The sequence below is a fragment of the Paenibacillus sp. PL2-23 genome (genome assembly GCF_040834005.1).
Lineage (GTDB): Bacteria > Bacillota > Bacilli > Paenibacillales > Paenibacillaceae > Pristimantibacillus.
Map to the genome: position 1 here is coordinate 3,251,004 of NZ_CP162129.1, position 11,212 is coordinate 3,262,215.

The window sequence follows — 11,212 nt, forward strand, 5'->3', positions numbered from 1 at the left end:
CCTGGTACTAAATCAGTATATGAGAAAACCTCTCCCGAGGTCAACTCAGGATAAGTAAAGAACAAAAAAAATAGCACCTCACCGCTAGATGAAGTGCTACCGCCCGAAATCATTATTATTGGGAAATGATCTCTTTCGTTTTGTAATATCCACACACTTTGCATACGTGGTGAGCCAATTTCAGCTCTCCGCACTGCTCGCACTTCACCATACCCGGTATCGCAAGCTTGAAATGCGTACGACGTTTGTCGCGGCGAGTTTTGGATGTTCTACGTTGAGGTACTGCCATCTTTCCCACCTCCTTCACAAAATCAATAGCCGTGCTGCTAATCCTTAAATAAATCCTTCAGCGCCGCAAATCGAGGATCGATGACCTCATGCTTGCAATCGCATGCTCGCTCATTTAAGTTCTCTCCACAGGACTGGCACAGTCCCTTGCAATCCTTGCTGCACAACGGGGCAAACGGCATAAATACCAGAACCGCTTCCTCCAGAAACGGCCTTAAATCCAGCCTCTCCGTTGGCACCTCCACGAACTCGTCGTTCTCGTCCGCTTCTGGCCCCTCGTCCTTCTCCTCTGCGGATGCCAGCTTGAACTGCTCGAAGTACGGTATAACCGTATGCTCCTCCACCTTGTCCAAGCAGCGAGAGCAAGCCAGGTCCAGGTCAATGGACAATTCTCCGGATGCGGTTACGAAGCCTTCGTGACCAGCCACCTCAAGCGATACGTGCAGCGGTCCAGCCGCTAAGACATCCGCACGACCCTTGAACAGCTCGCTTACGTCCAGCTTCTCCTGCACCGTTGCCTTCAGGCCCTTGGCCATCCATTCCTGCATATGAAACTGCATAACATCACTCCAAACAAACAAAGATTATTATAGCGATTTACTTGATCTTTTGTCAACAATTTCACTCAGGCTATTTGGCGCGCCCCTATCCGTTAAGTGACGAAGCACCCTCTCTATGCTATATTGAAATCACTTGTCAATCAAGCGTCAGAAAGGCTGGTAAGCGATGCGGGCAGTCGGTTTAATCGTAGAATACAACCCTTTTCATAACGGACATCTTTATCATTTGCGCCAATCGGTCAAAATAACAGACGCTGAGGCGGTCGTCGCCGTCATGAGCGGCAATTTCCTGCAGCGGGGTGAGCCCGCCATGTGGGACAAGTGGACACGCACGCGCATGGCGCTTGCCGGCGGCTGCGACCTGGTGATCGAGCTCCCGTGCGCCTACGCGACGCAAGCGGCAGAATGGTTCGCCTATGGCGCCGTATCGCTGCTGGAGGCGACAGGTGTCGTAGACGCGTTCTGCTTCGGCACAGAAAGCGGCCAGCTTGCGCCGCTTCTGCGCGCGGCGGACATCGCGGCCGAGGAGCCGCCGCGATTCCGTGAGCTGCTAATGGGCGGCCTGGGCAGCGGCGCAAGCTACCCCGTAGCCTACAGCAGAGCGGTGCAGGCTTATCTCGGCGAGCAAGGGGCGGAGGATATGTCCCGTTTCCCGTTCGATCAGCCCAATCACACGCTAGGCCTTCATTATCTCATTGCGCTGAAGCGGCTAAAGGGGACCATGACCCCTTATACGATTGCCAGAGAGAAGGCTCAATATCATCAGTCAGACGTCACGGACAGCTCTATCGCAAGCGCGACGGCCATTCGCAAGCTGCTGCTTGAGAGCCGCTCGCTGCAGGGCATAAGCCGCTATGTACCCTCCTCTACCTCCAGCATCCTATCGGAACGGCTGGATGCCGGCGTGCCCGCGATGGGCTGGGAGCAGTACGAGAAGCCGCTGTTCCGCATGCTCCTGACGCAAGACCGCCACCGATTGGCGGAATTTCACGAAATAACGGAAGGACTGGAGCATCGTATTCTGAACGCGCTGCCAGAGCTGGAGTCATGGAGCTTCGAGAGCCTGCTCGGCGCGCTGAAGACGAGACGTTATACCCGAACAAAGCTGCAGCGCGCCCTTCTCTCCATTCTGCTGGGCCACGCCAAAGAGGATTTCACGCGGGACAAGCTTGCGGGAGGCGTACGGTATATCCGCGTGCTCGGCTTCACGGATAAGGGCCGCGAGCTGCTGAAGGACATGCGCCGCCAAGCGTCGCTTCCCGTCCTGATGAGCGCCGCGCGCCCGCCGGGCTCGTACCGCTATCTGGAGCTGGATGTGCGGGCCAGCAATGCATATATGCTGGGCGTGCCAGGGGCAAGCCTTCAGCGCGATCTATACCGTGACTATCGGGACGCTCCCATCATGCTCTAAAGACGCTTCGTGAAGGAGGCGACGGCATTCATCGCCTCCTGCAGCGTCTCCACGCCTACGATCTGCATGTCCGACCCCATGCTTCGCGCCTTCGCCGCGGCGGCCCCCTCATTGGCCTTCGGCACCAGGAACAGACTTGCGCCTTCAGCGTCCGTCGACACAACCTTCTGCTTGATGCCGCCAATGGCCCCAATTCTTCCGCTGGGATCAATGGTGCCTGTAGCGGCAATCCGTCCGCCGCCCGTCAAGTCTCCCTCCGTAAGCAGATCTATCGCAGCAAGAGCAAATACAAGACCAGCGGACGGACCACCAATCTCCCGGGCCGAAATGCGCAGCGACTGCTCCTCCTGCTCCGCCTGTACGGCTCGCAGCTCTGTGAAGCCCTTAACTCCAAGCAGCTCTGCCAGCCGTTTGGCCTCTCCACCTGTATCGCCAGCCATCGCTTCGGCGTCTCGAAGCTCAATCTCCAGCGTCTCTCCCCCGCGATCCGCCTCCAATATGACAGATTGCCCCTGGCCGCTTCTTACATCCCCTAGCACAGCCGCCACCAGCTTCGCAGCGTGCTCCACGCTCTGGAATCGTTCGCCGTCCTGGATGCCGATCAGCCTGTCTCCCGCCTTCAGCTTCCCTGCGGGATGGTCCGCGATAAGGATCACATCCGTCACCACAATGGACGCCGTCTCCACCCTGTACGGCACGTTCAAATATCGGTACGCCGCTTCCAGGGCGTCCTGCTGTGAGCCCTCCATAATTACCGTCAGCCGCTCCGAATACTGCTGCTGGGAATATTGGCCAAACACGTCGTTTTTCAGATAAATGTCGCGATCACCGTCGACAGCCGCCTTCAGGACGCCCCACATGTTCGGCAGCGTCAGCTTAACCGCAGTAAGCAGCAGCTCTCCTTCGCCCTGGCCTCCCCTGGAGCCGGAGGCGTATTCAATCATCGGCTCCACCGGAACCGCGATTCCCGGCTCGTAGACCGCATACGGCGTCGGCGCATACAGCAGCCCCCACATGACAAGAGCGGTCGCGCCCGCCGACAGCGCGATGCGGCGCAGGGCGGATATTCCGGAACGCATAGGCTGTTCCCCCCAATCTATGCTTCAATGCATCCTGCGATGCTGGTCTATCTCCGGACTGGCCGGCGTACTTATGAATCGTAAGAGGTATGTCCAAGAGGAGTTGAGCCATCTTGCCCAAAACCATTCTGCTGGCCGTCTTGTCGATCCTATTGGTGGGCTCCATCATCACGCAGCCCGACGCCTCGTTCCAGGCGTCACTGCAAGGGCTGGCCGTTTGGTGGAACATCGTGTTCCCCGGCATGCTGCCCTTTCTCGTTCTATATGAAATCATGCTTGCGTTCGGTCTCGCTCATGTGCTGGGCGCCCTGCTTCAGCCCGCGATGAGGCGCTCCGCCCCGCTGCCCGGAGAAACGGCTCTGGCGCTTGTCGTCGGCTGGCTGGGCGGCTATCCCGCTGGCTCCGAGGCCGTCGCCTCACTGCGCAAGCGCGAGCTGCTCAGCCGCTCGCAGGGCCAGCGGCTGCTCGCGATCGCCTATATGCCCAATCCGCTGTTCATGCTCGTTGTCATCGGCGCTGGCTTCCTTCACAAGCCGATAGCAGGCATGATGATAACAGCAGCTGTATGGGCCTCCGCCCTCTGGCTGCTGCTGATGTCCTTGCTATTCCGCAGAAGACGGTCCGCTCTGGCAGCGGAGACGCCAAGCAGCGAGTCAGCCGCCGACAACCAAGAAGCCCCCAAGCCGCCAGGCTTGGCTGCTGGACTGGCGCTGGCCCTTCAAGGCGGCCGGGAGCAGGATGGCCGCAGCTTCGGCAAGGTGCTTGGCGACGCCGTATCCGGCAGCGTTCAGAAGCTGATGGTCATTGGCGGGTTTATGATATTAGCCTCCGTGCTGTCCAAGCTGACGGAGCCGCTCCTTGCACCCATCGCAGAGCAAGGCTTTGCGTTTATCGGTCCTGCGCTCTTCGAAGGGCATCTAGGCGCCTACGCCGCAGCCCTCTGGCAAGCGCCCGGGGACAGCTTGGCATTCAGCTGCGCTATTATTTCAGCGGTCCTGGCCTGGAGCGGCCTCGCGGGCATTCTTCAGACCGGCTATGCCATAACCGGAACGGACTTGAAGCTGCTGCCCTTTGTCGCTTACCGGCTGAATCACGCGCTGCACGCCTTCATTCTGACGCTCCTGCTCTGGAAGCCGCTAAGCTGGCTGACAGCCAAGCTCGGGGGGAGCGGCGTATTCCCAGCGATGCAGCCCTACGAGTCCATAAGCCCTCCAGCGAATAGGCTCGCAGCCTTCGCCGTCAGCGATCTGCCGACGCTGTGGCCAGCCTCCTTGCTTGCAGCAGGCATCCTGTTGGCGCTTATCCTGACAGCGCGCATACTCATTGGCCCGGGAGGCTGGCGCGGGAAGCGCGCGACCCGCTAAACCCCGTTATCAGCGCCTGCATAACGCCTTGCCGCAGGCTTAGCCCCTGGCCGCGTACTTCTCCTTCAGTCGCTCTTCTACCACCTGCGGCACCAGCTCGTGCACATCGCCTTTGAATTGGGCGATCTCCTTCACGATGCTGGAGCTCAGATATGAATATTTGGGATTCGTCATCATAAACATCGTGTCGATCTCGCCATCCAGCAAATGGTTGGTTGAAGCCAGCTGAAGCTCATATTCGAAATCCGTGACAGATCGAATGCCGCGAATAATCACATCCGCATCCTTGCTTCGCATGAACCTTACCAGCAGATCACGGAAGCTGTCAATCTCCACGTTCGGAATGTCCTTGGTCACCTCTGCCAGCAGCTGTTTGCGCTCCTCTACGGAGAACAGCGGGTTTTTGCTTGTATTGTTAAGCACTGCGACAATCAGGCGATCGAATTGCTTCGCGGAACGCTTAATAATATCCAGGTGTCCGTAAGTGACGGGGTCGAAGCTGCCTGGATACACCGCGATTCGCTCCTTCTTATCAGACTGGCTCCGTTCGTTCTGGTTCATTCTCCGACACGCTCCTATTCTTGTTGTCTTGCATTATGTAGCGGTATATCGTAACGGCTGTATCGCCATATTGCGCGTGCCTGATCTGCTGGAATGCCGCCAGCTCCTCCGGATAGCCGTGGGAGGCGTCATGCTCTACGACGACAGTGGCATCCTCCGCCAGCATGCCCTTCTCCGCCAGCTCAGCCATCACCTCATCCATCGTCGTCATCCGGTATGGCGGATCGAGGAACACCATTGAGAATTGAATGCCACGCTTTGCCAACGCTTTCAATGCTCGCTCCGCATCGTTTTTATATATTTCCGCCGCGCTCTCAGCGCCGACCGCTTTCACATTGTGGCGGATGATATCCAGGCTGATTTTCTCTTTGTCGACAAAGATAACCCGCTCCGCCCCTCTGCTCCACGCTTCGATCCCGAGACCTCCCGTCCCTGCGAACAGATCCAGCGCGATCCCGCCGTCGAAGTACGGTCCAATCATACTAAATATCGCTTCCTTCACCTTATCCGTGGTTGGCCTCGTATTCGTGCCCGGCACGGCCTTCAGCGCGCGCCCTCTCGCCGCGCCCGCGATGACTCTCACAGCTATTGCCCCTTTCGCGTCCTATCCCGCCTATCTTAGTGTTCACCCATCTTACCATATTCGGGAACATCTCACCATCGCGTTGCCGCAAAGGCCTCTTCGCAATATTTTTATCTGGGATGTATAAACGTTCCCAAAGCGGACAAAATAGGATCATCGGCGTCGCGAGATGCCGTAGACAACCGCGGAGAAGACTTACGTTTCCCCATAAGTTCTTCGTCCGGTTTCTCCTCTCCCATGAAAAGGGCGTCCCGAAAGGGGCGCCCGATTGGCGTTTGCAGATTTTGCCATCCAAAGTCCCGTTTGCAAGGATGGCAGCATGTGGTAGACTAATGTATTATTGCCCAACTCAGGGTGCTCAATAAAATCTTAATTATTGGAGAGAGCTGTTTGAATTGTCGTTGCAGAACACAGGTCGAGAAGCTGCGAACCATTATGGAGCAAACCTATGACGAATATTTGTCGTTTACGGACCCGGCAGTCCTATCGGCAAGTCAAGCACTGGATGATGCTTTGGTGCAATATCGCAACTGTCCCAGCTTTGAGCAATGCAGCAGGTGGGGACGGCCTGACACCCAATCCAAAAAAGACCCTACGATTTGCTAATCAGCGCCCCGCTTGGGGCGTTTTTTGTTTCGCTTCAACCCCTCGCGCTAGTTATCTCCCGAACTGTTCATTATTTCTAAAGCGTGCCGCTCAAAAGTTTGATCCATTCAGGGCAACCTTATAAAAATGAAGGAGGTTGTTCTTTATGCATACCGTTTGGAAGGGCGCAATCAGCTTCGGTCTCGTGCACGTGCCTGTCAAAATGTTTACCGCTACGGAAGACAAGGACATTCGTTTCCGCACCATTCACAAGGAATGCGGCATGCCGATTTCGCAGCAGCGGGTGTGCTCGCATTGCGGGCGCGAGATCGCGAGCGACGAGCTGGCCAAGGGCTTTGAATACGAAAAGGATAAATTTGTTTTGTTCAGCGAGGAGGAGCTGGAGGAGCTGCGACCGGAGTCTGCGCGCACAATATCGATCCTGGATTTTGTGGATTTGACCGATATTGATCCCATATATTTCGAGAAGGCGTATTACCTGTCTCCCGATATGGCTGGCTCTGGCGCATACGGGCTGCTGATTGAAGCCATTCGCCAAACAGGCAAAATTGGTATTGCCAAAATCTCGATCCGCAGCAAAAGCCGACTTGCCGCCATCCGCGTTGTCGCCAACTGCCTCTGTCTGGAGACGATGCACTTTCCAGATGAAATCCGGCCCATATCGCTTGTGCCCAACATACCGGAGCAGACAGCGGTGAACGACAAGGAGCTGGAGATCGCCAAGCTGCTGGTAGAGCAGCTGTCGGCGCCATTCGCTCCTGACAAATACACCGATGATTACAGACTGGCGCTGCAGAATGCCATCGAAGCCAAGATTGCAGGTGAAGGCATCGACATTGTAGCGGCGCCCGCGACTGAAGCCGGCGGCGGCAATGTCGTAGATCTTATGGCGGCTCTGCAAGCAAGTCTTGACGCCGTGGCCAAAATTCCCACCGATACCGGCGGAGAGAAACGCAAAACAGGCAAAGCAGCGGCACCTAAAGAGAAAAAAAACAAAAAAACAAAAGAAACGGCATCGTAATGGAGGTTCCTTATGCCTGAGCTCCCTGAAATGGAAACCTACAGAGCTCTGCTGAGCGAACGAATCGCAGGGAAAAGGATTCGAGCGGCCATGGTGACGCGCGAAAAAACGATCAACGTGCCAGTCGATGCGTTCAGATCGCGGGTAGAAGGTCAAAGGCTGGCGCGCATCGACAGGCGGGCCAAAATGCTTCTCTTCCGGCTGGACAGCGGGGATTCACTCCTCCTGCATCTCATGCTTGGCGGCTCGATGTTTTTCGGCGCTCCGGAGGAAGCGCCTGACCGGACGGCCCAGGTCGTGCTCGCGCTCGAGGGAGGCGGCAGCCTTTTTTTCCACGGCTTGCGTCTCGGTTATCTGCACGTCTATACTCCAGCCGAGCTGGAGGAGAAGCTCCAAGGGCTCGGTCCAGAGCCGCTCGATCCAGCGTTTGGACCCAACAACCTCACCTTGCAGCTACGGCGGAAATCCAGACGCGCAGTGAAATTTGCGCTGACGGACCAGAACGTCATCGCCGGGATCGGCAACTGCTATGCTGACGAGATGTGTTACTCCGCCGGAATTAACCCGCTTCGCAAGCTGTCGAGCCTGTCGGACGGCGAACTCCAAACCCTCTTCAATTCGATGCGTTCAACGCTGGCGGAAGGAATTCGGTATGGCGGGTACATGGAGACCCCTCTATTCACGGGCGATTCTTTAACCGGCGGCTATAATAGCCGCTGCAAGGTATATGACCGTGGCGGCGAGCCCTGCATCCGCTGCGGCACCCCGATTACAAGGACGGAGAGCAGCGGACGGAAGGTGTTCTTCTGCGGATCCTGTCAACGGCAAGGAGGACACATCAATGGCGGTGAAGACGCCGTCAACGACAAGGCTGCAATGCGTGAGCTGGTTGTTCACCATTAAGCACGACGCGCTCGGCGTTGGGCGCGACGCGGTCGACGTTGGGCGCGGCGCGGTCAGCGTTGGGCGGCACGCGCCTTCCGCTGGCGCTTATCGCTTCTGAATCAGCGATTGGACGAATTTGATTTCCTCCGAATGAGGGAAGCTCGCGTTGTTAGGCGTCTCCAGCACGATCGGCAGCTCCCGGATGACGGGACTGTGGAGGAACTCCGCCATAGCCCGCTCTCCGATGCACCCTCTCCCGACACTGGCGTGCCGATCCTTGAAGGAACGGCTGGGATAGACGGAATCGTTCAGGTGAACAGCCTTCAGATGCTGGAAGTATCCCAGCTCCTTCCCCTTCTCCAGCAGGGCCCCCCAATTGTCACCCGTCCACAAGCCGCTCGCAAACGCGTGGCAGGTATCAAAGCAAAACCCCATTTTTTCGGGAAAGCTGGACAGGGCTCGCATTTGAACCAGCTCCTCCATCGTCATCCCCATTCGCCCGCCTTGACCGGAATGATTTTCAATGAGCAGGAGTGCGGGGCCATCACTGACGCTTAACACTTCATTCATGGTCTCCAGCATTAGCTGATATCCGCGAAGAGGTTCCGTTCCCTTGTATTTGCCGAAATGAACGACGAGGCCAGTCGAGCCGCAAGCGGATGCAATCTCAAGATCGTTAATCAGCGAACGGATCGTCGATTGCCGCAGCTCCGGCTCCTCCGCTGATAGATTCGTTGCATATGGCGTATGGGCGATTGAAGACAAGCCTTGCTCCCGGCAGAAGCGGGCGCAGCTTTGGGCATCTTGTTTGTCATACTTCTTCAGAGTCAGACTGCGGGGGTTTTTCGGAAAATATTGAAAAGACCGCCCTCCCAATCTAACGGCCTCCTTGGCGGCAGCCAAATAACCGTTGCGAATCGACACATGGCTGCCGAGTCTCATCTTATTCCCCCTACCCTCTTTTACCCTTTAGCCTTCCTCAGCGGCTCCGGAATGATTCCAGACCTCATGTGGGCAAACTGGGAGCAGTAGAGAATGGGAGGTTCATAAATGATGCCAACAACAACAGAGCTGAGACCCGTTCATCCCTTCGAGCCTGTCCGCACAGCCACGCAGCCCGAGGGCCGGCAATGGACCGCTCAGATCAAGTGGGACGGCGTGCGGATGCTGACCTATTATGACGGCAGCAACACCAGACTGGTCAATCGCAATCTGAACGACCGGACCTTGCAATATCCCGAGCTGCTGGATGTAAGGACATACTGTAGGGCGAATTCCGTTATTCTGGACGGCGAGATTATCGCATTCCAAGAGAACAGGCCGTCCTTCTATGAAGTGATGAAACGCGACCGGCTGCGCGCTGTCCCTTCAATTAAAGCGGCTTCTGCAAGAACGCCCGTCACCTACATGATCTTTGATATTCTCTACCAGAATGGCGCATGGGTGATAGACAAGACGCTGGCGGAGCGTCAGGCCCTGCTTCAGAGCCTGATCATCCCCCGACCCAACATCCAGCTCGTCCAGAACGCTGCCGATGGTGAAGCCCTGTTCCATTTAATGAAGCAATACGGGATGGAAGGCATTATGTACAAGGATCTGGGGAGCGCGTACGCGATTAACGGAAAGGACGGACGCTGGAGGAAGCGGAAGGTGTTCCACGATCTGATCGCTGTCATTGGAGGCGTCACGCTCCGGGACCGGCTGGTCAACTCCCTGCTGCTCGGCGTTTACACCGAATCAGGACAGCTGCAGTATATCGGTCACGCAGGCGGCGGCAAGCTGACTCGCAAGGACTGGACGGCTATTACGGAGATGGCCGCTGGCTTGCGAGCGGAGCGCATGCCCTTCGCGAATACGCCGGAGAGAAGCAAGGATGCGGTATGGATAACGCCTGCGCTTACTGTGAAGGTCGAATATTTGGAGCTTACACCGGGCGGCACTATGCGCCATCCTACCCTTCAAGCCATCGTTGACCGTCCGGGCAAGGATTGTACGACCGATCAGCTAAGCTGATTTTTCTGCATTCAGAATAATAAGCAGGCGCAGCCGCTTCAACTTGGTGAAGGACTGCGCCCGCTTGAGTTTTAGAAAATTTTGCGATTCACGCCAAGCAGCCTTCTTCTGCGGTCATTGGCTCGCTCTACGATGTCTGCCGGCGGCTTGTAGGCAGCGTTTACGTCGTGACTCATATGCGGCACAATAAATTTTTTGCGGTATATAATTTGCTGCACATACCTCGGCGTATCGCTTAGATTCGGAGCGCCCCGATGCCAAATTTGACTATTGAAGAGAAGACAGTCACCCGCATTGGCCAGGATGGAGACGGGGCCGGCCCCGTTATAATCCTCTATTTCCTCGCTGAACGATAGATGCTTGCCTGCTCTGTGCGAGCCGGGCACGACCTGTGTCGGGCCGAGCTCCTCTGTTATGTCATCCAGATAATATAACGCATTTAATAAGTAGATAGGCACAGGAATACGGGCATCCCACTCCACGCCGTCCGGCAGAGGGAAGAATAGCGCTTCGTCGACATGCCATTTGCTGACCCCGTTGTTTTTCATCGTGCGCATACCGTTCATACTGCTGAGCTGACACTCCGGGCCCAGCACCTCTTCGACGAATTCGATGACGCCCGGATGGTCGATCAATTGCTCGAATGGTTCCCCGCGCTCGAACATGGGTCCCTGCAGCATCACCTCCGGACCCTTCCCCTCGAATGCCAGGGCGATCCCTTCTTTAATGACAGAGGTCTGCTGGGGCGTCAGGGCATTCCGGAACAAAACATAACCATCCTGATGTAATTGCTGCAGCTGCTCGGCATACAAGCTTTCCGTTTTTATCATCATCTTCATAC

Annotated in this window: 13 protein-coding genes; 6 read left to right on the plus strand and 7 right to left on the minus strand. The window is 56.5% G+C overall.

Translation table 11 applies throughout. The features are described from left to right. Window positions 1-115: 115 nt before the first annotated feature. On the minus strand, window positions 116-289 hold the full coding sequence (rpmF, locus tag AB1S56_RS14200; RefSeq protein ID WP_116043433.1) for a 50S ribosomal protein L32: 174 nt from the start codon (window positions 287-289) through the stop codon (window positions 116-118). Between the two features lie 37 nt (window positions 290-326). Beyond that, on the minus strand, window positions 327-848 hold the full coding sequence (locus AB1S56_RS14205; RefSeq protein ID WP_340868596.1) for a DUF177 domain-containing protein: 522 nt from the start codon (window positions 846-848) through the stop codon (window positions 327-329). Between the two features lie 166 nt (window positions 849-1,014). On the opposite strand from AB1S56_RS14205, the gene AB1S56_RS14210 reads away from it, so the two are divergent. Beyond that, window positions 1,015-2,259, plus strand: a complete 1,245-nt coding sequence (locus AB1S56_RS14210) for a nucleotidyltransferase (protein WP_340868595.1) — start codon at window positions 1,015-1,017, stop codon at window positions 2,257-2,259. Here AB1S56_RS14210 and AB1S56_RS14215 read toward each other — a convergent pair. Beyond that, on the minus strand, window positions 2,256-3,338 hold the full coding sequence (locus AB1S56_RS14215) for a S16 family serine protease (protein WP_340868594.1): 1,083 nt from the start codon (window positions 3,336-3,338) through the stop codon (window positions 2,256-2,258). The genes AB1S56_RS14210 and AB1S56_RS14215 overlap by 4 nt on opposite strands. A 113-nt stretch (window positions 3,339-3,451) precedes the next feature. On the opposite strand from AB1S56_RS14215, the gene AB1S56_RS14220 reads away from it, so the two are divergent. Then, window positions 3,452-4,702 (plus strand): nucleoside recognition domain-containing protein, encoded by a 1,251-nt coding sequence (locus AB1S56_RS14220; protein WP_340868593.1) that lies wholly within the window; start codon window positions 3,452-3,454, stop codon window positions 4,700-4,702. Window positions 4,703-4,741: 39 nt separating this feature from the next. Here AB1S56_RS14220 and coaD read toward each other — a convergent pair whose 3' ends face one another. Continuing rightward, the gene (coaD, locus tag AB1S56_RS14225) at window positions 4,742-5,263 is read right to left on the minus strand and encodes a pantetheine-phosphate adenylyltransferase (RefSeq protein WP_340868591.1); all 522 of its coding nucleotides are present in this window, start codon (window positions 5,261-5,263) and stop codon (window positions 4,742-4,744) included. Further along, window positions 5,235-5,846 (minus strand): 16S rRNA (guanine(966)-N(2))-methyltransferase RsmD, encoded by a 612-nt coding sequence (gene rsmD, locus AB1S56_RS14230; RefSeq protein ID WP_340868589.1) that lies wholly within the window; start codon window positions 5,844-5,846, stop codon window positions 5,235-5,237. Before rsmD ends, coaD begins: the two co-directional genes overlap by 29 nt. Window positions 5,847-6,236: 390 nt before the next feature. Here rsmD and AB1S56_RS14235 point away from each other — a divergent pair, with 390 nt between their 5' ends. The 3 genes from AB1S56_RS14235 (at window position 6,237) to AB1S56_RS14245 (ending at window position 8,376) form a co-directional block, all read left to right on the plus strand. Continuing rightward, on the plus strand, window positions 6,237-6,452 hold the full coding sequence (locus AB1S56_RS14235) for an aspartyl-phosphate phosphatase Spo0E family protein (RefSeq protein ID WP_340868587.1): 216 nt from the start codon (window positions 6,237-6,239) through the stop codon (window positions 6,450-6,452). Window positions 6,453-6,597: 145 nt separating this feature from the next. After that, window positions 6,598-7,473 (plus strand): Ku protein, encoded by an 876-nt coding sequence (locus AB1S56_RS14240; protein ID WP_340868585.1) that lies wholly within the window; start codon window positions 6,598-6,600, stop codon window positions 7,471-7,473. Between the two features lie 12 nt (window positions 7,474-7,485). After that, a complete protein-coding gene (locus tag AB1S56_RS14245; RefSeq protein WP_340868583.1) occupies window positions 7,486-8,376 on the plus strand; it encodes a DNA-formamidopyrimidine glycosylase family protein in 891 nt (296 codons plus the stop codon). An 87-nt stretch (window positions 8,377-8,463) separates the two neighbouring features. Here the strand turns inward: AB1S56_RS14245 and AB1S56_RS14250 are convergent, their stop codons facing one another. Further along, window positions 8,464-9,300 (minus strand): deoxyribonuclease IV, encoded by an 837-nt coding sequence (locus tag AB1S56_RS14250; protein WP_340868582.1) that lies wholly within the window; start codon window positions 9,298-9,300, stop codon window positions 8,464-8,466. Window positions 9,301-9,408: 108 nt separating this feature from the next. On the opposite strand from AB1S56_RS14250, the gene AB1S56_RS14255 reads away from it, so the two are divergent. Then, window positions 9,409-10,371: a DNA ligase gene (locus AB1S56_RS14255; RefSeq protein ID WP_340868581.1), complete on the plus strand. Its 963-nt coding sequence runs from the start codon at window positions 9,409-9,411 to the stop codon at window positions 10,369-10,371. 71 nt (window positions 10,372-10,442) lie between these two features. Here AB1S56_RS14255 and AB1S56_RS14260 read toward each other — a convergent pair whose 3' ends face one another. Beyond that, window positions 10,443-11,204, minus strand: a complete 762-nt coding sequence (locus AB1S56_RS14260; RefSeq protein WP_340868580.1) for a phytanoyl-CoA dioxygenase family protein — start codon at window positions 11,202-11,204, stop codon at window positions 10,443-10,445. Window positions 11,205-11,212 lie beyond the last annotated feature (8 nt).